Raw genomic sequence first — 25249 nt, 5'->3', positions numbered from 1 at the left:
CCCGCTTCTGCTGCCATCCTCACTGTCTGCCGCCGACCCGGCCTCCTGGGGAGCGGGCCGCCGCCCGGTCCGCCATATCGACCGGACCTTGACGCGCGTACGGACGCTGCTGGAACAGACTGAGTCGGCTCTCGTGTCACGGATCGCACCCCGGCGGACACCGCCACAGTGCCGCAGTTGACCCAACCCCGCCCGGCACGGACCCGGCTCCCCGGGTCGGAGCTGGCCACCGGCGGCCAGCCTGACCGCTATGCCGCTTCCCGACGCTGACCTCAACGCAGCACTTGACTTCCCCCCGCTTTGATGGAGCGGTGGTTACCTGCTGCCGGCTGGTGCAGGGGTGACGATTGTTTGCTCGGCTGGGTTGTGCTGGCGGGGTGTGCCAGGCGGTTTCGTACTCGTCGGGGCTGAGGTAGCCCAGTTCCTTCTGGATGCGGCGGGTGTTGTACCAGCCGTCGATGTAGGCAAAGATCGCGTTCTCGGCCTCGTCGCGGGTCCGCCACGATGTGCGGTAGACGAGTTCTATCTCCAGCGTCGACCAGAGTTCTCCATGAGCGCATTGTCGAACGAGTCGCCGACGGAGCCCATCGACGGCAGGATCCCGTTGTCCTGTGGGTGTGCCCAGCGGACAGCTGGGGTGAGTCCTGGGCCCGAATCGTTCGAGACCCAGGTCGACGGGCGTCAGTCCGCGGTCACTGCGGCGCCTTCGCGGTGGGTCCCGCGCAGGGAACGGGTAGCCACGGCGGTCGTGAGCAGGCCGCACATGGTCAAGCCCGCGGCTACGAGGTAGATGGGCCTGGGACCAGCAGCGGAATCGGCGATGAGTCCGCCGAACAGGCCAGCGCAGGCAGCAGCGACCTGGTATCCGGACGCGTTGACGGCCATGGCCAGGGTGGGCGCTTCGGCGGCGGTCATCATCACGCGTGCTTGCATGCCGGGGATGATCGCGAAGCCGAGGAGGCCGATTGCCACGACTGCCACCGCGGTGAGTGTGGTTGAGGCGGCGACGAACCAGGTGCCCACAAGGGTTGCGGCCAGCAGCCCGAGGAGGGCTGGTTGGAAGAGCCACGGGTTGCGGTCGTAGAGCGTGCCGCCGACCAGGTTGCCGATCGTCGCGCCGACGCCATAGGCGAGGAGCAGGACCGGCAGCCGGGTGGCGGGGTGGCCGCCCAGATCCGTAAGCAGCGGGGCGAGGTAGTTGAACACCATGAGAACACCGACGTTGCCGACCGCAGTGATGGCCAGCGCCACCAGCACCGGCCGCTGTCGCAACACCAGCAACTCCGAGACCGCCGATGTCCGACCTGTGTCGCTCGGCGGTGCGAGCTGCAGGAACACAAGGCCCAGCCCGATCAGGCACGCAACGGCAATCGCGGCGAACGTCGCGCGCCAACCCCACTGGTTGCCGATCTGGGTGCCGATGGGCGCTCCGAGGATCATGGCCAGATTCATCCCGAAGGCCAGCCGGGCAACCATGGTCCCGGCTCGCTTGGGTGGCGCGGACTGCACTGCGACCACGATGGCTTGGGCGAAGAAGGTCGAGGTCACCAGCGCGGTGACCACCCGGGCGGTCAAGAGGAAGGAGAATTCGGGGGCGAGGGCGGAGACCGCGTTCCCTACGACCGCGACAGCCAGCAGTGCCAGCATCAGCCGCTTTCTGTCGATCCCGGCGGTCACCGCGGTGAGCACCGGGCCGCCGATGATCATGCCCACGGCGTAGGCAGTGATCAGCAGGCCTGCGGTGCCGACGGTGACCTCGAGGTCGGTGGCGACTTCGGGCATGACTCCGGCCACCACGAATTCACCGGTGGTAATGCTGAAGACGCAGAACATGAGGATGGCAAGTCGGAGCATGCCTGGCACGCTAAACTCTCACGTCGGTGTGAGAGTCAAGCCCGAGTAGCGAACGGAGCGGCCAGATGAAAATCGGAGAGCTGGCGGACCGGACCGGAGTCAGCGTGCGAGCGTTGCGCTACTACGAGGAGAAGGGTGCCCTGAGGCCGGACCGAACCCCCAGCGGGTACCGGATCTTCAGCGACTCAGAAATCCGCAAGGTGGCGCACATCCAGACCCTCCTCGCCGCGGGCCTCGGCATGGACCTCATCGGCGAGATCCTGGCATGCCTGTCCGGCGAATCCCTGCTGCTAGACGACTGCCGCGAACGTCTCGAAGCAGAGCGCCGCCGGATCACCAACGACATCGACCAACTCGTCCACACGCGGTCGCTGCTGGACGACCTGCTCGCAACCACGCGCGCCCCGGCCCAACCCAACCCCGTGGAGTCATCCATCGCATAGTGACCATCCCGCCTGCACTCGGTAGTGGGTGCCGGCGCGGATGAGCGGCACGGGAAGGAGTTCCGGCGGGCTAGCTTGTAGGCCGCTAACCGTGAGATTCCGAGGATGTCAGCGGCCGTGGCGAGGTCGGTGGTCAGGCCCAGAGCTCGGACCTGCTCCGCGGTCCACACCGACCGCTTCCGCTCGGTGGCCGGCCCGGCGGTGGTGGCATGGGAACGACGTGTGGAAGGCATCGGTGGGTCCTTCGTCTTTAGAGGCACCGGCGCAGGCTTGGGCCCTTGGCGGTTGCGGCGGGTTGAGCGATCTGGGTAGGTATGGATGCGAAGCGCGAGGGCGTGGCGGCGGAGGCGGGCTGCCGTGACTGGACGGCACGGGGTGCTTGCTGGCGTCCGAGGTCTCTCAAGCAGGGTTGTTCCAGCGGTGTGGACATACCAGCAGCCCCAGCGAGGCGGCGGCTTGCTGGGGGACGACGCCGTTGCCGAGCACCCGCAGCGCAAGGGTGCGGGGCAGCCCGAGCTCGGTGAAGTGCCCCTGCCCACCAACCGGGTCATCAAGACCATCGCCCGCGACGCCTACGGCTTCCGCGACCCAGGCAACCAGCGCTAACGCACCCGCTGCGCGACCATCCGTCGAGCCCGTGGACACCTCGATGCCCGCTAGCTTCGTTGAGCCCGCCCCTGCAATCGTGTTGGCTAGCGGCACCGAACTGTCAGTACCGCTGGTGCCCGCTTGGCTGTAGCAGAGAGTTAAACGTGCAGGACATTGTTGTCGACCCCGTTGCTCATAATCGGGCAGCCTGGGACAAGGAAGTCCAAGAGGGCAACGAGTGGTCGAGGCCGGTGAGTGCTGAGGATGTCGAGCGCGCCCGCATGGGCGACTGATCGATTGTTCTCATCGGGCGTGAGCCAGTCGACCGCTCCTGGCTGCCGACGGACCTGACCGGCAAGGCCGTGTTGTGCCTGGCCTCCGGCGGTGGCCAGCAGGGTCCGATCCTCGCCGCCCCAGGGGCGCGGGTCACCGTGTTCGGCAACTCGCCCCGCCAGCTCGGCCAGGACCAGATGGTGGCGGCGCGCGACGGACTCGAGCTGCGCACCGTCCTGGGTGACATGCGCGACCTCAGCACCTTCGGCGACGCTGCATTCGACGTCGTGTTCCACCCGGTCTCGAACGTATTTGTACCCGGCTTGGCACCGGTGTGGCGTGAGTGCTTCCGCGTCCTGCGACCGGGCGGAACTCTGCTCGTGGGCTTCCTCAACCCTGATGTGTACTTGTTCGACCACGAGGCCCTCGACGAGCGCGGCGGGCTGGTCGTCGTGCACAAGCTGCCCTACAGCGATGCCACGCAGTACTCAACCGAGGAACGCGCCACGAAGTTCGGCGCGGATGCCCCTCTTGAATATAGTCACACCCTCACCGACCAGATCGGCGGGCAACTCGCCGCGGGGTTCGTCCTCACCGGCTTCGCAGAAGCACCGCATCAATCAAACGCATCCGCCCAATACATGTCGAACTATTTTGCGACGCTGGCGGTCAAGCCAGGCTGACCCAGCCGCGGCGCCGGCCGAGACGGCCGTGAACAACGAAATGCCATTCGAAGATTGGCCACTGATTTATTCCGATATGGCCAATCTCCGACTGGCCAAGTGGAACGCTGCGCCAGTCCGACCCCACTCACTTCGCTGACCCACCATAGGCTCTCTCCAGACACACGATCGTGTGCGCTTACAAATGCTGAACCTGTCATGGCACCTCGTCTGCGTCGGGGGCGCGATGCTGCATCACAAACTACTCAATGCGCCTGCGGTCCGACTCCCGCCGTACCGCCTCCGTTAGATCACGCCAGTACCGGCTGAGGTCTTCATCCGGTCAGCCATCGACCGGGCAGAGGCCTCGTCCAGGAAATCGGAGGACACCTCCTGCCCGCTGTCACCACGAGCCGGCCGCGGCCCCGCCAACGGCCGTCGGAGAGCAGCCAAATGTCTCGCCGCGCCAGGCGACCCAAGGTCCGTCCGGCTGTGAGACTGGCAGAATCGTTTAATCCAACCGTCTGGCAGTCCGATCACCGCGATGCGGAAGATCTGCACCGCCCCGACCCGTCGCCGCCGCAGAGGCCCGGTTCGAGGCGTTCGCCGGCGAGTTCGGCAACCAGCACCCCGCCGTCATCCGACTATGGCGGTCCTCCTGGCCGCAGTTCGTGCCGTTCCTGGGCTACGACCACGAGGTCCTCTACACCACCAACATCATCGAGAGCCTGGACGCCCGGTTCCGGTAGGCCGCCCGCCGGCGGGGTCACTTCCCGACCGAGCAAGCCGCGATGAACCGGTTGTTGGCGTGCGCCACGCCTGTCGCTGGCTCGGTGTGCCAGCTCGACGGGTGTCAACCATGAGCCGTCGCGGCATCTGCGGCTCGGATCGGCAGCCTACCGTCTCGTAGCCGACGGCCGCTGCGGCCGTTTTTTGCCGCGACGGTCTCGGCGAGGATGGACAGTGCCGTTTCGGCGAGCGATGCACCACCGAGGTCAAGTCCCGCGGGCCCGACAAGTCGGTCAAGGTCTGGCTGGCCTGCCAGCCGTCGCATCCGTTGGGCATGAGTGGCTCGGCTGCCCAGGGCAGCCACATGTCCCGCATCTCCTGACAGCGCTGCGCGAATGGCACAGTCGTCTATCCGTGGATCGTGGCTGAGTGTCACGACAGCGTCTTGAGGTCCGAGCGGGTGCGTAGCCAGCCAGATGTCCGGCCAGGCACGTTCTACCCGAACTGTTGGCGGCATCGCACCCGCTGCGACATGGTCAGGCCGAGGGTCCACGACGACTACCGCCCAGTCCAACAGGTGCGCCATGTCTGCCATCACGGCGGCTAGGTCGGTGGCCCCGACGAGGAGAAGTCGCCGACGCGGCGGCAACTGGTCGAGATAGTCGTCGTCAGCGACGGCGTCCTGGGCTATCGGGGTAACGGACCAGCGATACGGCGGTCGCAGCCCGACGCGTACGGTCACCGGCCGATCGTCCGCCAGAGCTTCCGTGATCGCCTCGTGAACCGGGGCGGGTGGCGCGGGTGTGATGAGCACCTCCAGCGTCGCGGTGCAGGCGGGCCGCTCTTCCCAGGGCAGTAGCTGCTCGCCCGGCGACACCGTCAGTATGTGTGGTGCCGCACCGTGCAACACCGACCGCGCCGCCTCGACCACTATCGATTCCACGCAGCCGCCGGACACGGAGCCTCGCCAGGTGCCGTCCGCGGCGACCGCCATGGTTGAACCCACTGGCCTCGATCCGGGGCCGTTGCGGGTCACCAGGCGGGCCAGTACGACCGACTGGCCCGCCCGCCGCTTGGAGTCCACGAATGGCCACACTTCACGCAACACTGACGGCTTCCGGGCGGTCATGGGCCGTTGCCCGCTCGATGACACGGCTGAGGTTGATCGGCAATGTTCGGTGCCTGGTGCCGGTGGCGTGCCACACCGCGTTGGCGATCGCCGCAGCGGTGCCGGCATTGCCGATCTCACCGAGACCGTTGAATCCGGACGGATCCTGAGGCTCGTAGTCAGCCACGAAGTCGGCCTCGATGGTGGGTACGTCGGCGTGGGCGGAGATGTGGTACCCAGCGAAGTCGGCCGTGACGAGGCGGCCCGTGAGCGGATCGCGAACGGACTCCTCGTGCAGCGCCATCGACAGGCCTCCGATCATGCCGCCGATCAGCTGGCTGCGGGCCAGCAACGGATTGATCACACGGCCGACGGCGAACATGCCGAGCAACCGGCGTACGCGCACTTCTCCGGTTGCCGGGTCGACGGTGACCTCGGCGAACACGGCGCTGTAGGTGTATCGGTCTTCGGCCGGCTGCCAATTGATCAGCGGTGTGGTGTCGACTGACGCGGTGACTGGCCTAGCGGAATCGACCAGCTTCTCGCGCAGCGCCTTCGCGGTCTCGGTGATGGCAAACGCGCATGACGTCGTGCCTCGGGATCCGCCGGCTCCCGCGGCCAGGCCGAGGTCGCTGTCGCCGATGTGCATGCGGACCCGTCCGGTGCCCACACCGAGGGCGTCCGCGGCCACGGCGATCAGCGCGGTGCGTGCTCCGGTGCCGATGTCGGTGGCGCCGACCTTGACGGAGAATGTCCCGTCCGTCTCCGCGGTGATCGTTGCAGAGCAGGGGAAGGCCCCCGCGATGAACGCGACGGCGGCCACGCCGGTGCCGACGAGGAGGTTGCCCTCCCTGCGGACCCGGGGGCGGGGGTCGCGCTGGGCCCAGCCGAACCGGCGCGCACCTTCCTGAAGGCATTGGACCAGGCGGCGGGTGCTGAACGGGCGGCCGGACACCGGGCTGACGACGGGCTGGTTGAGCAGCCGCAGCTGCAGGGGATCGATCCGCAGCCGCTCGGCTACCTCGTCGATGGCGGACTCGAAAGCGAACGAACCGGGTGACGCGCCGGGTCCACGCATGGAGCACGGAGGCAGAAGGTTGAGGGGTACCGCACTGAGTTGCGTGCGGATCGCCGGTGCCGCGTAGAGGGTTCGGGCCTGCTCGGTGCACCACTCGATGTACTCAGCCAGCGGCGACTGTGCGAACGCGGCGTGGTGGTGGATCGCTCGGAGCCGCCCGTCGGCATCGGCGCCGATTCGGACGCGCTGTTCAGTCGGCGGCCGCGACCCGGTTGCCAGGAAGACCTGTCTACGGGTGAGCGCGACCCGTACCGGCCGCTGGAGATGCTCGGCGGCCAACGCTGCCAGGATGATCTGCGCCCCACAGATGGTTTTGGCGCCGAAGCCGCCGCCGACGTGCTCGGCGCGGATGTGCACACGTTCCGGGTCGATGAGGAACAGCGAGGCCATCACCTGGGAGATGCCGAAGGGCCCTTGGTTGGAGTCGAGGGCGTAGAGATGGCCGTCCTTCCACCACGCAGTCGCGACATGCGGCTCCATGGCGCTGTGGCTCTCTTCCGGTGTGTGGTACAGCTCGTCCACCACCATCGCGGATGCCGCGAGCTCGGCTTCCAGGTCACCGGTGTCGGCCTCCGGGCCGAACAGGGTGGATGCGGGGCGTGCGGCGGGGTGGTTCATGGAGAACTCGATGTCGTGGGGCTCCGTGTCGTAGGTCACCCTCAATACCGCCGCTGCGGCACGTGCTTGCTCGGCTGTCTCCGCCACGACGAGGGCGATGGGACGGCCGGCGTATTCAATGACCTCGTCCTGCAGCAGCGGGAGGCTGCGGTCGGGGCCGAAGTGGTGGCCGACGTCGGGGTTGAGGCGTCGCGCGTTGCGGTGGTCCAGTACTCCCAGGACTCCCGGCTGGGCGAGAGCATCCGTGGCGTCGATGTCCCGGACTCGGCCGCGTGACACCGCGGCCGTGACCATCCAGCCGTGAGCAAGGTTGGGCACCGGCAAATCCGCGACGTAGTGGGCGGAGCCGGTGACTTTGAGGCGGCCTTCGACCCGGGGTCGTGATTCGCCTACGGCAGCGATGATCTCGTCGGGGTTCATCCGTTGCTCTCCTCTCCGGCGTCCGCGGCGAGTTCGGTCAGAACCGCTTCGATCAGGTTGCGGGCGAGCGTCACCTTGTATGCGTTGTCGCGCAGCGGGTCGGCGGCGGCGATCTCCACGTCGGCGGCTGCGCTGATCCGCTCGGCTGTGGCCGGACCGCCGCGCAGCACGGACTCGGCCAGTCGCGCCCGCCATGGCCGCGACGCCACGCCACCGAGTGCGAGCCGCACGTCCTGCACCAGGCCCTGCTGGACGTCGAGTGCTGCCGCCACAGAAACGGTGGCGAACGCGTACGACGCGCGCTCCCGGACTTTGCGGTAGCGCGATTTTCTGGCGACCGCGGCTGCCGGTATCACCACTGCCGTGATCAGGGCGCCGTCGGGCAGGGCGGTCTCCCGGTCCGGGCGGTTACCTACGGGGAGATAGAACTCCGACAGCGGGATCTCTCCAGTGCCGTCGAGGGTCTCGTATCGCACCATGGCGTCGAAGGCGCTCAGCGGCACCGCCATGTCCGAGGGGTGAGTAGCCACGCAATGCTCCGTCCAGTCGAGGATCGCGTGGTTGTGGTGGACCCCGTTGAGGGCGGAGCATCCGCTGCCGGGAACCCGCTTGTTGCATGCCTCCGACGGATCGGCGAAGTAGGCGCAGCGGGTGCGCTGCAGGAGGTTTCCCCCGACGGTTGCCATGTTGCGCAGTTGGCCCGAGGCCCCTGCCAGGATCGCCTGGCTCAATGCCGGGTACCGGAGCCGCACCTGTGCGTCGGCGGCGACGGCGCTGTTGGTGGCCGTCGCCCCGAGCACCAGGCTGCCGTCCGGCGTTTCGCCGATCTCGCTCAACGCGAGGCGTCGTATGTCCACCAGCCGGGCGGGTGACTCGACTCCGGCTTTCATGAGGTCGACGAGATTGGTGCCGCCCGCGAGGAACCGCGCTCCGTCGTGCTGGGCTACGAGGTTCAGGGCATCGCGGATCTGTGTCGTCCGTTGATAGGCGAACGCTCTCATCCGGCCACCGCCTCGCGGGCGGAGGCCTCGAGGATCGCACGCACGATCGACGGGTATGCGCTGCAGCGGCACAGGTTGCCGCTCATCCGCTCGCGTATCTCCTCTTCGGTCAGTTCCTCTGCCCGATGGGGTGAGCCGTCGCGGGTGACTGCGCTGGGCCAGCCTGCCGCATGCTCGGCGAGCATCCCGACCGCGGAGCAGATTTGTCCTGGCGTGCAGAACCCGCACTGGAATCCGTCAAGGCGGATGAAGGCCTCCTGGATCGGGTGCAGCTCACCGTCGCCGGCCAGGCCTTCGATGGTCGTGACAGCGGCGCCGTCGGCGGCGACAGCGAGGGTGAGGCAGGAGACCACTCGCTGCCCGTTGACCAGGACGGTACACGCGCCGCACTGGCCATGATCACAGCCCTTCTTCGCGCCAGTGAAGTTCAGGTCGTCCCGCAGCGCATCGAGAAGTGTTCTGCGGTTGTCCACCGCCAATCGGTAAGTCTCGTCGTTGACTCGTAGTTCGATCTCACTACGCGTGTCATCGGTCATCGCGATCCTCTCACCACCTTGCTCGAAGCTCACAGGATGGCCCCGCATGGCGAACCGCCAGATCTGAATATCCTCATGCCTGCGCCGCTCCCGTGCGCCGCGACGACGGGCTGCGCGACCGCCGCCGTTCGGCGACCACGCCCGGCATCAGCCATGTCCGGCAGCCATGCCAATTGCCCGCAGAAACATCATTCCGTCGGGTAACAGCACCCTCAGTCACGCCCCGATTCTTTCCTGTGCTGGCCGACACCACATCAGTCACCGACTGCGATGACGACGGGCCTGGCGAGCACGATCCAGCGAGAATCCATAAAGCAGCGGTTTGGCCTCACCGGCCGGTCACACCGAACCGGACGAATTTCCGGCGGCGCGAACTAGGCAATGGAGCCATTTGACAGACGTCATAGACGTTACGCCAGTTCATCGAATCTCTCTTGCCCAGAAGTCTTGAACTTCTGCCTGATCCTGCGCTTCTTCGACGCCCGCGCCGCCATCGGCCCACCGTGCCGCCCGCCACAGCAGGCCGGCGTTGCGGTGCTACCCGGCCTCGGCCGGGCACCGGAGGCCCACGGCGGGCGGCCCAGCGCTGATGTGTTCGCAATCTCCGCGCCGTCGTGTGGCACGGCGCGGTGCCGTGACTGACCGTCGGGCCCCCCGAAGCCGTCCGCATCTGAGGCTCGTCACGGCTCGGCCGGCTGACACTGATGGTGCAAACGAGAGACGGTCAGGTGGACCGGCGGCGACTACGCCGCCGGTGAAGGGGCTGAGGAAGCGGGCCGTCGAGCATCGCTGCGGCTGTCGACGTCCACCGGCGGGTCTCGCCGTTGACCCGAAGTTTCCTGATTCCATGGGCAGCGCATCATTTCCGGCGACAGAACAGGTAGGCAGAATCGTGCAGACTGCAGTGGTGATCCCGCCTCACCAGGCCCCCGCGATGTCACCGGTCTCCTCACGGCCCTGCTGCCCCACGGCGCGAACTGGCCCGCCGCCGCAACGGTGCGCTGATCTCGCGTCCTCACGCGCCCGGTATTGGCGTAGACCACGCGGCGGGTCGAGATGACTTCTCTCGACGCTGCGGCAGACCGCGTCGCCGGCCTGGTCCTAGCCGCCGGGGCAGGGCGCCGCTACGGCGGCCCCAAGGCACCCGTGTTTCTCGGGCAGGCGCTCCGCGTGCTTCGGGACGGCGGCTGCGACCCGATCATCACGGTCCTCGGTGCCGGAGCCCGCCAGACCCGGGCTGCCGTCAATCTAGAAGGTGTTCAGGTGGTCGAGAATCGGGGCTGGGCCGAGGGCATGGCCTCATCGTTACGGCTCGGAATGACCACGGCCGCCCGCGTACAGAGGGTCTCGGCCGTGTGCGTGCATCTGGTGGACATGCCCGGGGTTTCTGCGACGGCGGTGGCCCGACTGCTGGCGCAGGCACACGCGGGCTGCCTGACTCGCGCCTGCTACGACGGCGAACCCGGCCATCCGGTGGTACTGGGCCGTGACCATTGGGCTGAGATCGTCGCGACCGTGCGTGGCGACCAGGGCGCGCGCGCATATCTACGCCGGCACGCCGCCCACGTGACCACGGTCGAATGCGGCGACGTGGCCGCCGGATACGACGTCGACGAACGGTGACTGGCCCGCAAGGCTCGTCCACCCCTCACTCCCCCACGCCGAGGGATGGTCATGTCTGCACATGCCGTGCCCCGGCCGGGTGAGGCACGGGTAGGGCTGTTCGGACGCACTGACAGCCAGGACGGATATCTCGACGAGGTGAACCGGGCTTGGCTACGTCTGGCGCAGTCGGTGGACGTCACCGGCGCCCACCGACGGTTCCTCGTCAGTGTCGCCGGTCCCGGTGCGGTGGCGCTGCCGTGGGCACTCGTCTGCCTGCAGGTTTGGCCAGGTCAGCCGCAGGCCGTGGCTGGGTAGGAGCCACTCAGCCAGCAGCAGCGCCACCATCGTTCCGGCGACCATGCTGAGGACCGCCAGCGGCGAGAGCGCCGCCAACAGGGGCACGGCCGCCAGCAGCATCACGGCCGTCCACAATCTTGACCACTGCCAGCCGCCGATGACTCTGCGGGCAAAAAGGACGGTGCTGGCGAGGTAGCCGGCCACACCACCGGCGAGCGTTCCAGAGCTCAGCAGGCCGAAAGCACCTTCCTGCCCGATGTGGATCATGGCGGACTCAACTCCGACAGCGGCGAGGACGATACCGGCGATGATCGGAAAGTGCAGGTAGGTGTATCCGTCGCGGGCGGTCGTCGCGCGTCGCCGGCCCCGTTGGCGGGCGAGCGCAAGCCCGGCGGGGCGGGCGAGGCGGGCGAAATACGCCCACCACATCGCGAGCGCGATCAGGATCGCAAGGATCACCCCAGCAAGGACCGGCAGGCTGATCGGTCCGATGGTGGCACCGAACCCGAGTGCGGTGATTGATTCGCCCAGAGCGAGCATGACGACGAGCCCGTGGCGCTCGGCGAAGTGCGCGGCCGAGTTGATGCGTCCCTGCAGGCCCCGGGTCGTGACATAGGCGACGGTCGGTTCGATGGCGGCCGCGGCGGAGACACACCACACCTGCCACGGCGAGCCGAGCAGGGCGCCGGCCGTGAGCAGGATGCCGGACGGCAGCATGGATGCCAGCACCGTCAGCACGACCTCACGCCGCGCCCGTTCCTCGCCGACGGCTGCCAGGAAGTACACCGCGCCGTGGGTGCACCGGGCGACCAGGTAGGCGCACACGAACACCATCGGCCCGAACAGCCCTCCGTCGCGGTCGTGATAGGCCTCTGGCACGGCCAGTCCGACAGCGAAGACGGCCGTCGTTGCGACGATCATCGCGATGCGGACCAGGCCTTCGTCCGCGCGGGCCTGATTGGCCAGCCAGCTGTACGCCGTCCAGGACCACCACAGCAGCCCCAGGACGGCCAGCCCCTGCAGGATGCCGGTGGCGTCGTGGTGCTCGATCATGAGCATGCTCACCTGGATGAAAGCGAAGACGTATGCGAGGTCGAAGAAGAGCTCCAGCGTCGTGACCCGGTCGCCTTCGGCGCTCATGACGACATGTCTTCCGCGGTGCCGGGCCGGAGCGTCTTCGGAGGTGGAAGCACGGGTACGCACAGTGTCCCCATCGTTGGTAGGGCGAGAGCTGGGGGGCCACGCGAGGTTGACGCGCGGCCCCGCCTGCGGTTAGCGGTTCGGTGGTCGCGTGACGTGCAGCGTCCGTGCCGGCCGATGCCACGACAGGTGCGGAGCAGTCCCGGCCGTCACTCGGCGCGCTGGTAGGTGCGGCCTGCGGCAGAAGTAGACGAACGCGGGCGGCATGTTCGCCCACACCGTCCGGCCGCGTACCACTTCCTCGTACCGTTCACTGAGGCCGCGCCGGAGCCGCCGGGCTGGCGGCATCCAGCGCGTGGAGGCGTAAGCGAAGGTGGTGAAGGCGCCGTGTGGGGCGAGGACTGCGGTGACCGCCGCGAGCAGGTCGTCCTGTCGCCCTGGTGTGAAGGCCGCCCACGGGAGCCCGCTGACGATGACGTCGGCGTGGTCGAACCCGCGTACCATCAGTATCTCGCGCAAATTACGGGCGTCGGCGACGGCGAGGTCTACGCCTGGGAAACGCGCAGCGAGCAGGTCAGCGAACCGTTCGTTGATCTCGACGGCCAGGTGGTGGCCTCGGCCGGCCAGCCGCCGCTGGATGGCCTGCGTGAACGCTCCGGTGCCGGGGCCAAGCTCCACCACGACGGGGTCGCCGGTGAGTGGAACCGGCGCGACGACCGCGTCGGCGAGTGCCTGGCTGCTCGGCCCGACCGACGCGACCGTGAGCGGATCGCGGATGAACTCACGTAGGAACTGGCTGCGGTAGTCGACGGTCATTGCCTGCCCCCGTGTTCGGCGGACATGCCGTCCAATGCGCGGGCCAACCATTCGGTGCGGGCCCGCCGGGCGATAGCACCGATGCGCGTTTGTGGGAACAGCGCGTCGAACCCGTGGACGCCACCCGCCCAGACGTGCAGTTCGGCCTGGCCGCCGGCAGCCCAGATCCGGCTGGCATAGTCGACATCCTCGTCGCGGAAGACCTCAGCGGTTCCGGCGTCGATGTAGGTGGTCGGCAGGTTGGACAGGTCCTCGGCCAGCGCTGGCGAGATGTACGCGGAGACGCCGGCGGGCAGGTCGGCGAGGACCGACCGCCACGCGAACTCGTTCGTCTGCCCGGTCCAGACACCGGGTACACCAGTGAACTGGCGGCTGGAGGTCGTGCTGTTGCGATGGTCGAGCATCGGGCAGATCAAGATCTGCGCGGCGATCGGGACGGTGCCCCGGTCGCGGGCCAGCAGCGTCACCCCGGCCGCCAGACCGCCGCCCGCACTGGCACCGGCGACGATGATGCGGTTCGGATCGACGCCGAGCGCGCCGGCGTGCTCGGCCGTCCACAACAGGCCTCGGTAGCAGTCCTCGACCAGCGTCGGGCCGTGAGCCTCGGGAGCCAGTCGGTACTCGACGGTGACGATCACGGCACCGAACCGGTCAAGCCATTCCAGCGGGATGTCGATGTTGGCGAACCGGTCACCCATGATCATGCCGCCGCCGTGAATCCAGTAGATGCACGGGGCGAGTGCGGTGCGGTCACCGGTCGGGCGGAAGACCGACAGCGCGATCTCCGCGCCGTCGCCAGCGCGGGTGACGAACTCGCTGCGGTCGATGGGACGGCCGTCCAGCAGTGGCTCGACCGGAGCCGAGGAGTATGGGCGTACTTGCGCGAGGGCGTCGGCGTTCAGGATGGATGTCAGCGGCATCTCGGCGAGCAGCGCCGCCAGTTCGGGATCGACGCCGGGACGCGATGTAGTGGTGATCACGATGGTTCGTCCTCTCAGAAGGCGGCCTTGCCACCGACGGGAATCTCGTCGGTGTAGGCCGACTCGCCAGCCAGCAGCGCCTGCAGCCGGGCGACCAGGGTCTGCGCGGGCTCACTGGCGAAGAAGCCGCTGTGGGCCTCGGGGCTGGTCCAGCCCTCCGTGACGAAGATCGTGTCCGGGTCGGCCGCGGATCGGCCGACCAGGAACACGACGCAGTCGTCGTTGGCAAGCGACGGCGCGTGGAGCAGGAGGTCGATGACCTCGTCTCCCTTGCCGGGCTTGGCGGTCATCGTGGCGTGGAAGCCGTGTCCGATGGTCATGACGTGCCCCTCGGTGGGTCGTGCTCGTTCAGGACGAGAGCCAATCTCGTCGCAGCGACAGGGGCGGCACATCTGTCATACGACCTCAGGGTCATCGCCTGGCGGTGGCCGGTTACCTAGCCGTCGATGACGTAATGGCAGGCACAGCCTTCTGGGCGGAAGCCCGGGCGGAGACCGGCGACGCGGACGCCGCACCACACCTCTGCGGCGACCGTTAGGTCATTTGACAGATGTGCCCGACGGACGGCTGACCAACCATGGGTGTATGCCAGGACAACCAGGATTGCGCACACGCGAGGTACGCGAGCGTGCGGTGTGCGACCCGGACGACGGGCCGATCACGCCGTCGAACCGGGCCGACCTGAGCGCGGTGGCGCGTCTGCTCAACGTCTTGCTGTCGAGCGTGATCGTGTCGTCGCTGCAGTACGAACACCACGCCGTCTTGGTGCGGGGCCTGTCGGCGCAGCCGGTCGCCGCTTATCTGCTCACCTGCGCCGACGACGACCGAGCCGAGGCCCGTGCGCTGGCAGCCCGCATCCGCGACCTCGGATTCGCCCCCGACCACGATCCACGGCACCTTGCCGGGCGGTCACGGATCAGCTTTCAGAGCTTCGCCGCCGGCGACCTCACCGGGATCGTCGCGCAGAATCTTGTGGCGGCTCGCATCCTCGTCCAGACCCTGCAGGAGGCCGTTCGCTGGGTGGGCGACGCCGACCCGACCACCCGCCGCCTGCTGGAACGGCTGCTCGAAGCGAAGGAAGCGCAGGCCCGCGTGCTCGCAGCCGAGTCTGCCCCGGGCCGTCCAGCCGAGCAGATCACTGGGGATCAGGAGGTGACGAGAGAGCATCCCTGAGACCGGCCCGGGTCGTCACACCGAGCTTGGGAAAGATCCGATACAGGTGCGCGCCGACGGTGCGGTGCGAAAGAAACAGACGGTGGGCGATCTCCTTGTTGGTCAGGCCGCTGGCGGCCAGCTGAGCGATCTGCGTCTCCTGCATCGTCAATGCGGCCGCGCCGGGGGCGCGAGCGTCGGTCAGCGGGTACTTCGCGGCGCGCAGCTCGCGGTGCACACGGTCAAGCCAGGGCCCGGCTGCCATCGCGGCGAACCCGTCACGCGCGGCGAGCAAGTGGACGCGGGCCTGCGTGACATGTCCGGCTCGCCGGAGCTTCTCGCCAAAGGCCAGCCGTATGCGGGATGCGTCGAACAGCCACCGGTCGACAGCGGTGTCGCCGAGCAACAGCTCAACCCTCTCGGCGGACTCGGGGTCGCCGGAAACCAGGGCCTCGGCGCCCGCTTGGATCAGCGCCATCCGGCTGGACAGCCGCGACAGTCGGGCCGTGCGCATGGCCTCGACGTGTGCCCGTGCCTCCACCGTCCGCCCAGTCCGCACAGCCGCCTCGACCAGGTCGAATGCAACCCAGGTGCAGTGGGGCACGAACGGGGCGAACGTCCCTGGCGGGCTCATGGCGGCGGCGTGAACATATGCGGCGTCAAAGTCGCCCGCAGCGGCGGCGGCGAGGGTACGCGGATGGTGGGCGAACAGGACTGCAGCCGATACCCCACGAGGATGCGCCCAGTTGGTGATCTCATCGGCCAGCTTGTACGCCTCGTCGGCTTGACCCCGCCCGGCGGCCACGATCGCCCTGTTATACCAGAAATACCATGAGAAGAAAGGAAAGTCGTCTTCGTCGCAGATCTGCTGGCCCTCCCATGCCAGCTCTTGCGCCTCGTCCCATCGGCCGATGAGGAAGTCGTCCAGGCACAGGTGCATCAGCCCGCCAATGTGCCTGCGAGCTGCCGCTCCGTCGCGTCCTTGATGCACAAGCCGCCACGACCCTTCGCGGACGTCACCGAGCCGATCCAGATACACGGAGGCTGTGCCGACCCGCATGACGCGCGTGGCGTCGGCCTCCTCGGCGAGGGCGCCCAAAATCGTTTCCGCGTCGGCGAGGGCGGACACGCCGGTGCGTACGGGGTCGGGAAAGGTCTTGCTGGCCAGGCCGAGGATCTGCGGCGGGTTTGGCCGCAGCCGTCGCAGCGCGCGGAAGAACGGCTCCCAATACTGCGGCGCGCTGCCGTACCAGCTCAACAGCAGCAGGGTGTGCATTGCCTCGATCAACGCCGGATCGTCGGCGCGGTAGCCGTGATCGCCGGTCTCGATGGCGCCGACGAGCAGGCGATGGGCAGTGTGCACATCACCCTCGCCGTTGAGCATCAGGAACGCGGCGGCGTTGGCCGCGTGCAGCGACCCTGTTGAGTCCGGCATCGCCCGGCGGGCATCGGCCAGCAGTGTGCGTGCGTCCGCGGTCGTTCCGCCCGCCTCCGCGCCGATGTAGGCGGCCTCGGCAAGACGCCGGCCCCGGTCGGCGCTGGTCACGCTCAGTTCAGCGGCGCGTACCAGGGTTGCGATCGCTGCGACCGCGTCGCCGCGCAGCATGACACGGTGTGCGGCGGTTTCGAGCAGCTGCGCGACCGCCCGGTCCGGAGCCACGGCGGCTGCGGCCAGATGCCACGCCCGGCGTTCCTCGTCGACCAGCACCTGGGCCAGGGCGACGTGCGCCGTACGCCGCTCCTCGTGCGTCGACATCGCCACGATCGCCGATCGGATGAGCGGATGGCGGAATGCGATCTGGGCGGTCGCGTCGTCCACATACACCAGCTGCGTCCGCTCGGCGGGAGCCAGGTCGGCCAACCCGCCACGGTCGGCGCAGGCGGCATGCAGCACCCGCACGTCACCAGTGCCCTCATACGCGGCCAGCAGCAGCAGACGGCGGGTCGGCTCCGGCAGTTCCGCGATGCGCGTTGCGAACAACGCCTGCAGCCGGTCGTTGAGCGGAACAACCTCGGGTTGAGCCACCACCCGCTGGACGGCACCTGACAACGTGGACGGCAGCTCCATCAATGCCAGCGGATTGCCTTGGGCGAGATCAAGCAGCCGCCGCCGGATTCGCGACGGCAACTGGGGAAACGTGGCGATGACCAATTGCTCCGCGGCGGCCTCGTCCAACGGCACCACCGCGACCTCGGCCAGCCCGCGCCGGTCGAGGTAACTGGCCGCACCTGTTCTCGTCGACATCAGCAGGCCGGCTCGGCGGCCTGCCAGGCGGCGAGCCACGAAGCCGAGAACGACAGCGCTGGCACGATCGATCCAATGAACGTCGTCGACCAGAAGCACCACCGGCGCCTCGTCGGCGAGGCTTTGCACGAGCAGAAGGGTGGCGTTGCAGACCAACAGGGCGTCCGGTGCCGTACCGGCCCCGAATCCCAATGCCACCTCCAGCGCTTTCCGCGGGCCGGTGGGAAGCCGTGAAATGCCACCCTGAACGGAAAGCAGCAACTGGTTGAGTGCCGAATAGCTGACATCGGCCTCGAACTCAGACCCCGAGGCCTGCAGCACCTGCATGCCCTCTGCGAGGGCACGTTCCGCCGCAGCGCCCATGAGCGAGGACTTGCCCACACCGGGCTCACCCGTCAGCAGCCGTGCGGCGCCTCCGCGCCTCGCCTGGCCCAGAAATATCAAAAGCTGCTCTAGTTCAGCATCTCGACCGTAAAGTCCGATATCACCCACATGCACCTCACGTTGCCTGCTCCTCAGACAAACACGAGCATGCATGCGAGTGGAAGCAACATTCCTCTCGCGTTCTTGCCTAATCCTCTCGGGTTCCCCGGACGGCGGCAGGCGATGCCGCGATGAACCGCCCCAGCAGGGTTGGCCGGTTCATCAGTGAGCCGGCACGGGCTGCCGCAGGCGCACCGCGTCGAGTCTCGGCGGCGCGCCGAACTGGCGACGATACTCGCGGCTGAACTGCGAGGGGCTTTCGTAGCCCACAAGGCGGCTGATTCCCGCGATGTCCGTGGCGTCGCAGGCGAGCAGAAGCCGTGCCTGATGAAGCCGGATCTGCTTCTGATATTGGATCGGGCTCAGCGACGTGAGCGTCTGGAAGTTGCGGTGGAAAGCCGAGACGCTCATTCCCGCCTGCTGTGCCGCCATCTCTACCCGGAACGGCTCGCGGTAGTTGTCGCGCATCCAGCGGACAGCGCGAGTGATGTGGCTCAAAGTGCTGTCAGGTTGCCCGAGCTGCCGGATGATCGGGCCCTGTTCGCTGGTAATCAGCCGCCACAGAATCTCGCGCTTGATCATCGGCGCCAGCACAGGGATGTCGCGTGGGGTGTCGAGCAGCCGCAACAGCCGCACCACCGCGTCGAGCATGTCGGCAGAAGCCGTGCTGATGGCCAACCCGGAAGGCGCGCCCTCGTCGCTGTCGCGCAAGATGTCGGCTGTCGCCTGAAGCAGCAGGTCAGCGATGGCAATGGGATCGAGTGTCAAGCCCACGCCGAGCCCTGGCTTGTCCGGGCTCGCGGCGCTGAAGTGCGCCGTGACCGGCAGATCCACCGAAACGACGAGGTACTGCCCTGCCCGGTACTCGTAGATCTGGTCGCCGAGCCCGAAGCGCTTCGTCCCTTGAGCGACGAATGCGAAAACTTTCCCATATGTTGTTGGCTTAGGGGGAAACGGGTTGTCGGCCTTGAAGATCAGCACCTCATCGATGGCCGTACGAAGATCGGGCTTGACGTGCCGGGCGATGAGGTCGCGTACCTCGTCAAGGGACATGACCCAATTGTTCCACCGGCTGCCGACTTATGGTCGCGGCGCGGATGGTTCCGCCGCCATGACGCAGCAGCCCCTGGCGCGGTCGTGTGTGACCGCCACAAGCTCGGTGGGGGTCGACAGAGCTGTTTCGGCGATGACGGTTGCGCTCAGGTCCAGACGGCGGGCCCGATCAAGCGATCAATGCCGCGGACGGCTGCTCGGCCGCGAGGTGCGCAAGTGCCCGAGACAGGTGGGAGCGGGTGAGTTCCAGCCATAGTTCGGTGCTCTGGTGCACGATCTGGAACAGCAGCTCGTCGGGGTGCACCCACTCCCCCGGCCCTTTCTGCAAGGACAGTAGGTCGTCGGTACGCATGTAGCGGACGTAGTCGTTGTCACCGGATCCCGGCAAAACAGCGGGCAGAGGTGTCGTAGGCACAGCAGTCTCCATTGACGCTCGGGTAGATGCCCGGATGGAAATATCGGCGGGAAGGTGTGGGACGCCGGCGGGACCCGGTGTCAGGCGTGCAGGGCGGCCAGTGTCAAGGCCGCTACGGCACTCACCCGGGCAGGCAGGTCAGCACGCAGCGCGGCCTCTAGGCGCAGCGGTGCGGCCGTGACACTCAGGTAGAGGTTTCGCGTCGTACGTGGCAACGGTGAAACCGTTCGCCTGGTCGGTGTAGGTGTAGGCAGCGGCTCCGACGCCAGCCACGTCAGTGACCGGAGCGCTGCCCTGCTGCCCTATTTTGGCGATACCCGCATCACCCTGACCAGGGATAATACGGGTTCGCTGCTATATGGACCCCGTCGTAGCCGGTCCTGGCTTTGCCGCTCTAACCGTTCAGTCCGCTGATTCCGCGGTGGTTTTTAGCGCCGCCAGCCACGCGGTCAGTGAAGACGCCAGCGCGGTGCGCATGCCCTCGGGGTCGACGGCGATCGGTGGGCCGTCCCAGGATTCGGTGGTGCGGACGAGGACTCCCTGGGTGGTCTGTTCGAATGTCCAGACGTGCACGCCGTCGATGCCGTGCGCGGGTCCACCCCAGGCGATGCGGCGCATCGGTTCGACCTCGCCGATGGTGGACTCGATGGTCAGGCCGTGGGTGAGCCAGGTGAAGGTGGTCTCGGCGGCGACAGGTCCGGACAGTTGCGCCCTGGTGATGTCGTTCTGCCAGGTCGGCCACTGGTCGATGGCGGTGTGCAGGTTCCACACGGTTGCCAGTGGGGCGTCGATGACGGTGGTCAGGTCGACGATGATCCGCGCGTTGCGGTTGATGTCCATGACGGCCTTCCTTTCAGTCCCAGAGGGCGACTGCGACGGCAGCGGTGAGGAGCGGGACGAGCAGCCAGGGCTCAGCCAGGACCATCAATGCGCTGACTGCCAGCGAGATGTAGAGCAACAGCTTGGCGAGGCGGCGGCGCGTATGGTGCTTGGCCTTCTTGGCGGAGTCGGGGCTGGCGGCCTGCATGGTGTCGGCCGGGTCGACGGTGTCGGTCATGAGTGTTCTCTTCTTACATGGATTGGTTAGCGAGCGGCTTCGGCAGCCGTCTTGAGGTCTGCCAGCCAGGCGGTCAGCGAGTCGGTGAGCATGCCCCTTGGCGGTCTCGGGGTTGGCGGCGACCGGAGGGCCGTCCCACGACTCGGTGGTGTGAACCAGGACGCCCTGACGGGTCTGGGTGAAGGTCCAGACATGCACGCCCTCGATGCCGAGCGCGGGTCCGCCCCAGACGATGCGGTGCAGCGGGTCGATCTCCTTGATGGTGGAGTCCACGGGCAGCCCGTGTGTCTGCCAGTGGAAGGTGCTGCCAACGGCGAGCGGGCCGTCGAGGGTGGCTGCGGTGACGTTGCGCTGCCAGGTGGGCCACCGGTCGATGCCGGTCTGCAGCCGCCACACGGTCGGCAGCGGGGCGTCGATGACGATGGACAGGTCGACGATGACCTGCGCCTTGCGGTCGACGTCGACGATGTGTCGACTGGAGGCGTGGGCCGGCGCCGCCACAAGCGTCACGCCCGTGGCGACCAGCGCCGCCGCGACGATGCCTGCGACCACTTGGCGGCGATTGAACTTGCGGTACATCGCGGGGCACTCCCCAGATAGAGTGGTTGATCACTCACCGATACGGGCGGTGTGGTGTTTCAGTCGGTGATCCATGAGCCGTGGATGCCAGCGGTGACGCGGCGGGGCAGACGGACGGTCGCGACCGGCGCGCGGCCGAGGTCGCTGGCGTCGAGGACGAGCAGGCTGGACGCGTCGCGGTTGAGGTCGCTGACGACAGTGAGCAGATAGCCGTCGTCCTCGTTGGTGGCGCCTGCGGCGGGGACGAAGACGGCCTCGCTCGGCAACACGCCGGTGCCGACGGGCAGGACCTGCCGGGTACCGCTGTGGCGGTCGTACTTGACGATGCCGTGGTTGCCGATGCCCTGCACGTCGGGAAACGAGATGGCGTACTGGTAGCGGTGCTCGCGGCCGAGGTAATCGTCGTTGATGGTGGGGAACTCCACGACGAGGTCGTCGCAGGGTCCTTCGGTGACGGTGCCTGTGGCCAGGTCGACGGCCCAGCGGCGGGTGACCGAGCCGGCGCTGGGTTCGGCGCCGCGGGGGCCGGCGGCGCCGGCCCACCAGTTCCACGACTTGGTCCAACCGTCGCGGTCGACGCTGGGGCCTTCCACGATGATGCGGCCGTGGCCGTCCTCGTACGCGTTGGCGACGTGCAGCGCTTGGCCGGGCTCAATCGCGTACCAGCGGATCTTCGCAGCGCCGCCCGCACCGCGGGGCATGACACCCAGCCGGGGTGCGATGGCGTCGCTCCAGCCGTAGGGGATGCCGGACTTCTCAGTCGGGTCGAAGGTCACCGACATCTCCAGGAACACCACGTAGTTGGCGGTGACAGCGAAGTCGTGCTTGAGCGCGGCGCTGGCGGTGGGGACTTCTTCGCTGAGGATGATCTGGCCGTCGGGTGAGGCGACGTGGTAGGTCAGGAACGGCGGCATCGGTGAGGAACCGAAGAAGTGCAGCTCGCCGGTGACCGGGTCGGTCTTGGGGTGGGCGGTCATCGCGGTGGTGAGCTTGCCGTTGAAGTCGTACGCGCCAACGGTGTCCAGGTCTCGGGTGAGCTCGAAGGGGTAGTTGGCCTCGCACAGTGCCAGGAGCCTGCCGCCGTGCTCGATGACGTGTGTGCCGGCGACGCTGGCGGTCATGTCCGGGCCGTGCTCGGTCATATACGGCGTGCCGTCCAGGGCCGGGGTGTGCACCCAGCGGTTGCGGTACCACTCGGCGCGGCCGGCGCGCAACCGGATGCCGTGGACCATGCCGCTGCCCTTCCACCAGTGCGTCGGGGTGATACCCGGCTTGGGGTTGTGGCTGTTGCGGACCAGCTGCCCGGACAGCTCCGGCGGCAGGGTCCCCTCGACGGTCAGGTCGTAGGCCGTGGTCTCGTCCACGACCGGCGTGAAGTGGCCGGTCAGGTAGGGCTTGTTGGTGGTCATCGAATACTCCTTTGTGGTCAGTGCCGGTCGCGACCGACAGGAACGGTGAACAGTGCGGTGAGCGCGGCCGCTGCCGCGATCACGAGTCCGGTGCGCATCGCCCACCGGAAGCCTTCGAGGAGGGCGGCAGATCCCGGGTGGTCGGCACCAGTGGCCAGCCCGGCGGCGGCGGTGAGCAGGGCCAGGCCGAGGCCGCCGCCGATCTGCCGCGTGGTGTTGATCAGTCCGCTGGCCAGACCCGACTCGCGCGGTTCGACTCCGGCCACCCCGAGCCCGGTCAGCAGCACGAACGCGACGCCGAGTCCGAGGCCGACCAGCAGCGACGGACCGAGTAGAGCGGTGGCGAAGCTCGCGTGGGCCGAGACCAGGGAGATCGTGCCCAGCCCAGCGGCGAGCAGACCGAACGACGCCACGAGCAGCAGCCGCAGCCCCATGGTGGCGGCTGCCCGAGAGGCTAGCCATGATCCAAAGACCGTGGCGGTTGCCAGCGGCAGTTGCGACACACCCGCGGCAAGCGGGGTGTAGCCGAGGACCTGCTGTTGCAGCAGGGGCAGGTAGAAGAAGAAGCCGATCCACAGGGCACCCAGCAGCAGCATCAGCACATTCGCCGGACCGACTGCGCCAGTTCGCAGGATGCCCCGGCGCACCAGCGGATCGGCGGCCAACCGCTGCCTGGAGACGAACCCGACAAGCAGGACCACGCCGAGCGCCAAGCCTGCGACGGCCGTACCGCCACCGTTACCCCGCGTCGCCGACAGGCCGAACACCACGCTGGTCAGGCCCAGGGTGACGAGAACCGCTCCCGGCAGATCAAGCTGCCGCCGCGGCTGACCGGTCGCGACATCCGGGCGCACCAGCATCGGGATCGCAGTAGCCATGGCGGCGGCCAGGACGACGGTCAGCCCGAAGATCGACCGCCAGCCCAGAGCCGCGATGAACACCCCACTGAGCACGACGCCGGCAGCTCCACCGAACCCGGAGACCGCGCCGATGATCCCCAGCGCGCGCTGCCGCTCGGCCGCCATCGGGAACAGCACCACGGTCACTGCCAGCGCTGATGGGGCAAGCAATGAAGCGCCGACACCCTGTGCCGCTCGGGCGGCGAGCAGCGCCGACTCACTCCACGCGACGGAGGCCAGCCCTGACGTGAGCGTCAGCGTGACGGAACCGATCAGCAGCATCCGACGGTGCCCGACGAGATCGCCCAACCTTCCGCCGAGCAGCAGCAGACCGCCGAAGGGCAGCAGGTAGGCGTTGACCACCCAGGACAGGACCGACGGCGGCATCTGCCACGTCACTGCGATGGGTCCAAGCGCCACGTTCATGATCGACGTGTTCAGCACCACCACAAACTGCGTGAATGCCATCAATGCCAGGACCGCACCACGCCGCGACACCCGTGGTGCCGCCGGGGTGTGTGCTGCTGTCACCATCTTCCACCTCGAGATAGAGTGGTTAATTACTCACTACTTGGCGCTGGGAATGCGCGGCGCCAGCCCAGCGCGCCGCGTCAGTGCCGAATACCCGCCGACAACGTGTTCGCCCAGGGCGCGTCCACGCTCTCCGCGCCCATCGTGACCACTACGTTGCACAACGCACCCATGGCGATGAAATGCTGAATCTGCTCATCCGTCGCGCCCGAGACGCTGCGGGCGTACTCGACCACACGGGCGTACCCCTGCTGAACCGCCCGGCGGATCTCCGGCACCGAGACTGCCGCCGCCTGCGCGTGCATCTGCAGCAGCAACAGGTCCTGGTCACGGATCAGCTCCGCGTACGCTCCGCCCATCGCGAACAGCACAGCCTCGGGCGTACTACCTGCGGCCCGCGCTGCGCCCCGGCTGAGGCTGTCGCGAAACCGGTCGTAGCACCGCTGCACCACCGCCGCGAACAACGTCTCCTTGTCCGGGAACAGCCTGTAGAGATACGCCTGGGAGATCCCGGCCCGCTGCGCCACCTCGGTCGTCGTCGTACCGAAGTAGCCCCGGGCGGCGAACGCACCGATCGCGGTGGTCAGCACATCCTCCCGCCGGTCCTCGGCGGTCGACAATGTCCTCGTCTTCCTCGCTCCCTGCATGTGAGTAGTCAACCACACACTTACTGGACCATGCAACGGGACCTGAGCCTCAAGCCGACACCAAGCCGCGCTCGCGACCGCCTCTCGGATTTCTGGAACAGTAGTTCGTCGGGGTGGTTCCACTCGGCGGGAGCGTTGCAGGGAGAGCAGGTCGGCGGTGCGTATGTAGCGCGCGCAGTCGGTTGCTCCCGCTCGGGGCAGCACGGCAGGCAGGGATGTCGTGGACAATCTCGGCCCTCTGGGTCGATCAGGCAAACCGAGCGCGGCAGCCGCCAGTCAGGATCGCCTTCTCAGCCGTGCCAGTCATCGCTTCGCTCCGCCGTCTGGATGCTCAAACAGGGCTCACCGGACACGACATCGACGTAGATGCCCTGCTCCTTGGTGTCCCAATTAAACGAAGGGTGCAACTCCTGATCAAGGAGTAGCACCTGATGACGGATGTTTCGATCACCGAGGTCGATACTGATCAAATGGCGAAGCATAGACCGGCGCGGCCGGTGGGAGACGGGATCGACGATCAGCTCCTGGCCCAGGGGCTAGCCTCGGCCCTTCGTTGAGGGCTGTCCAAGGAGTGGACTGAAAACGAAGAAGTGCCTTCTGATCAGGGAAAATAGGGCTTGTCGAGAGTCCT

The 25249-nt window shown here is 67.7% G+C and carries 24 protein-coding genes and 1 pseudogene; 6 read left to right on the top strand and 19 right to left on the bottom strand.

The features are described from left to right. Window positions 1–136: 136 nt before the first annotated feature. On the bottom strand, window positions 137–763 hold the full coding sequence (locus ACZ6O2_RS27350) for an IS3 family transposase (RefSeq protein ID WP_466024861.1): 627 nt from the start codon (window positions 761–763) through the stop codon (window positions 137–139). Then, window positions 682–1854, bottom strand: coding sequence for an MFS transporter (locus ACZ6O2_RS27345; RefSeq protein ID WP_466024860.1), 1173 nt, complete (start codon window positions 1852–1854; stop codon window positions 682–684). The genes ACZ6O2_RS27350 and ACZ6O2_RS27345 overlap by 82 nt, the downstream gene beginning before the upstream one ends. 65 nt (window positions 1855–1919) lie before the next feature. Between ACZ6O2_RS27345 and ACZ6O2_RS27340 the strand changes: the two genes are divergently transcribed. The 4 genes and pseudogenes from ACZ6O2_RS27340 to ACZ6O2_RS27325 all read left to right on the top strand — a co-directional run. Continuing rightward, window positions 1920–2297, top strand: a complete 378-nt coding sequence (locus ACZ6O2_RS27340) for a MerR family transcriptional regulator (RefSeq protein WP_466024859.1) — start codon at window positions 1920–1922, stop codon at window positions 2295–2297. Window positions 2298–2753: 456 nt separating this feature from the next. After that, entirely contained in the window at window positions 2754–2903 is a 150-nt protein-coding gene (locus tag ACZ6O2_RS27335) for a hypothetical protein (RefSeq protein WP_466024887.1), read from the top strand. 344 nt (window positions 2904–3247) lie between these two features. Beyond that, window positions 3248–3841, top strand: a complete 594-nt coding sequence (locus tag ACZ6O2_RS27330) for a class I SAM-dependent methyltransferase (RefSeq protein WP_466024858.1) — start codon at window positions 3248–3250, stop codon at window positions 3839–3841. Window positions 3842–4395: 554 nt separating this feature from the next. Continuing rightward, window positions 4396–4566: pseudogene (locus tag ACZ6O2_RS27325) on the top strand (transposase); the annotation flags it as partial. Between the two features lie 107 nt (window positions 4567–4673). On the opposite strand, the gene ACZ6O2_RS27320 reads toward ACZ6O2_RS27325, so the two are convergent. Genes ACZ6O2_RS27320 through ACZ6O2_RS27305 form a run of 4 tightly spaced genes read right to left on the bottom strand, consistent with a single transcriptional unit; the run spans window position 4674 to window position 9310 of the window. Further along, complete coding sequence (locus ACZ6O2_RS27320; protein WP_466024857.1) at window positions 4674–5678, bottom strand: XdhC family protein; 1005 nt, start codon at window positions 5676–5678, stop codon at window positions 4674–4676. Then, window positions 5647–7773, bottom strand: coding sequence for a xanthine dehydrogenase family protein molybdopterin-binding subunit (locus ACZ6O2_RS27315; RefSeq protein WP_466024856.1), 2127 nt, complete (start codon window positions 7771–7773; stop codon window positions 5647–5649). Before ACZ6O2_RS27315 ends, ACZ6O2_RS27320 begins: the two co-directional genes overlap by 32 nt. Then, window positions 7770–8774, bottom strand: coding sequence for an FAD binding domain-containing protein (locus ACZ6O2_RS27310; RefSeq protein ID WP_466024855.1), 1005 nt, complete (start codon window positions 8772–8774; stop codon window positions 7770–7772). Before ACZ6O2_RS27310 ends, ACZ6O2_RS27315 begins: the two co-directional genes overlap by 4 nt. Further along, window positions 8771–9310, bottom strand: coding sequence for a (2Fe-2S)-binding protein (locus ACZ6O2_RS27305; RefSeq protein WP_466024854.1), 540 nt, complete (start codon window positions 9308–9310; stop codon window positions 8771–8773). Before ACZ6O2_RS27305 ends, ACZ6O2_RS27310 begins: the two co-directional genes overlap by 4 nt. A gap of 1056 nt (window positions 9311–10366) precedes the next feature. On the opposite strand from ACZ6O2_RS27305, the gene ACZ6O2_RS27300 reads away from it, so the two are divergent. Next, entirely contained in the window at window positions 10367–10933 is a 567-nt protein-coding gene (locus ACZ6O2_RS27300; protein WP_466024853.1) for a nucleotidyltransferase family protein, read from the top strand. A gap of 153 nt (window positions 10934–11086) precedes the next feature. Here ACZ6O2_RS27300 and ACZ6O2_RS27295 read toward each other — a convergent pair whose 3' ends face one another. The 4 genes from ACZ6O2_RS27295 to ACZ6O2_RS27280 all read right to left on the bottom strand — a co-directional run bounded on the left by ACZ6O2_RS27295 (window position 11087) and on the right by ACZ6O2_RS27280 (window position 14468). Beyond that, window positions 11087–12352 (bottom strand): low temperature requirement protein A, encoded by a 1266-nt coding sequence (locus ACZ6O2_RS27295; RefSeq protein ID WP_466024852.1) that lies wholly within the window; start codon window positions 12350–12352, stop codon window positions 11087–11089. 132 nt (window positions 12353–12484) lie between these two features. After that, on the bottom strand, window positions 12485–13168 hold the full coding sequence (locus ACZ6O2_RS27290; protein WP_466024851.1) for a class I SAM-dependent methyltransferase: 684 nt from the start codon (window positions 13166–13168) through the stop codon (window positions 12485–12487). Then, complete coding sequence (locus ACZ6O2_RS27285; protein ID WP_466024850.1) at window positions 13165–14148, bottom strand: alpha/beta hydrolase; 984 nt, start codon at window positions 14146–14148, stop codon at window positions 13165–13167. The genes ACZ6O2_RS27290 and ACZ6O2_RS27285 overlap by 4 nt, the downstream gene beginning before the upstream one ends. A gap of 14 nt (window positions 14149–14162) precedes the next feature. Continuing rightward, window positions 14163–14468, bottom strand: coding sequence for a putative quinol monooxygenase (locus ACZ6O2_RS27280; protein WP_466024849.1), 306 nt, complete (start codon window positions 14466–14468; stop codon window positions 14163–14165). A 283-nt stretch (window positions 14469–14751) separates the two neighbouring features. Here ACZ6O2_RS27280 and ACZ6O2_RS27275 point away from each other — a divergent pair, with 283 nt between their 5' ends. Further along, a complete protein-coding gene (locus tag ACZ6O2_RS27275; RefSeq protein WP_466024848.1) occupies window positions 14752–15321 on the top strand; it encodes a ferritin-like domain-containing protein in 570 nt (189 codons plus the stop codon). Here ACZ6O2_RS27275 and ACZ6O2_RS27270 read toward each other — a convergent pair. From ACZ6O2_RS27270 to ACZ6O2_RS27230, 9 genes are all read right to left on the bottom strand, one after another. After that, window positions 15284–18037, bottom strand: coding sequence for an ATP-binding protein (locus ACZ6O2_RS27270; protein WP_466024847.1), 2754 nt, complete (start codon window positions 18035–18037; stop codon window positions 15284–15286). The two genes, ACZ6O2_RS27275 and ACZ6O2_RS27270, sit on opposite strands and share 38 nt — an antisense overlap. 153 nt (window positions 18038–18190) lie before the next feature. After that, on the bottom strand, window positions 18191–19081 hold the full coding sequence (locus ACZ6O2_RS27265; protein WP_466024846.1) for an AraC family transcriptional regulator: 891 nt from the start codon (window positions 19079–19081) through the stop codon (window positions 18191–18193). A 169-nt stretch (window positions 19082–19250) separates the two neighbouring features. Further along, a complete protein-coding gene (locus ACZ6O2_RS27260) occupies window positions 19251–19496 on the bottom strand; it encodes a hypothetical protein (protein ID WP_466024845.1) in 246 nt (81 codons plus the stop codon). Window positions 19497–19898: 402 nt separating this feature from the next. Further along, window positions 19899–20336 carry an SRPBCC family protein gene (locus tag ACZ6O2_RS27255; RefSeq protein ID WP_466024844.1) on the bottom strand — a complete coding sequence of 146 codons (438 nt, stop codon included), beginning with the start codon at window positions 20334–20336 and terminating at the stop codon, window positions 19899–19901. 13 nt (window positions 20337–20349) lie between these two features. Then, entirely contained in the window at window positions 20350–21132 is a 783-nt protein-coding gene (locus ACZ6O2_RS27250) for an SRPBCC family protein (protein ID WP_466024843.1), read from the bottom strand. 59 nt (window positions 21133–21191) lie between these two features. Next, window positions 21192–22541 (bottom strand): carotenoid oxygenase family protein, encoded by a 1350-nt coding sequence (locus tag ACZ6O2_RS27245; protein ID WP_466024842.1) that lies wholly within the window; start codon window positions 22539–22541, stop codon window positions 21192–21194. Window positions 22542–22558: 17 nt separating this feature from the next. Next, complete coding sequence (locus tag ACZ6O2_RS27240; RefSeq protein ID WP_466024841.1) at window positions 22559–23908, bottom strand: MFS transporter; 1350 nt, start codon at window positions 23906–23908, stop codon at window positions 22559–22561. A 143-nt stretch (window positions 23909–24051) separates the two neighbouring features. Then, the gene (locus tag ACZ6O2_RS27235) at window positions 24052–24591 is read right to left on the bottom strand and encodes a TetR/AcrR family transcriptional regulator (protein ID WP_466024840.1); all 540 of its coding nucleotides are present in this window, start codon (window positions 24589–24591) and stop codon (window positions 24052–24054) included. 317 nt (window positions 24592–24908) lie between these two features. Next, a complete protein-coding gene (locus tag ACZ6O2_RS27230) occupies window positions 24909–25088 on the bottom strand; it encodes a hypothetical protein (protein WP_466024839.1) in 180 nt (59 codons plus the stop codon). Window positions 25089–25249: the final 161 nt, after the last annotated feature.

This window comes from Micromonospora sp. NPDC048040 (assembly GCF_055587185.1).
Note: the sequence above shows the minus strand (reverse complement) of the source record. Positions and strands in the feature narration are given on the sequence as shown.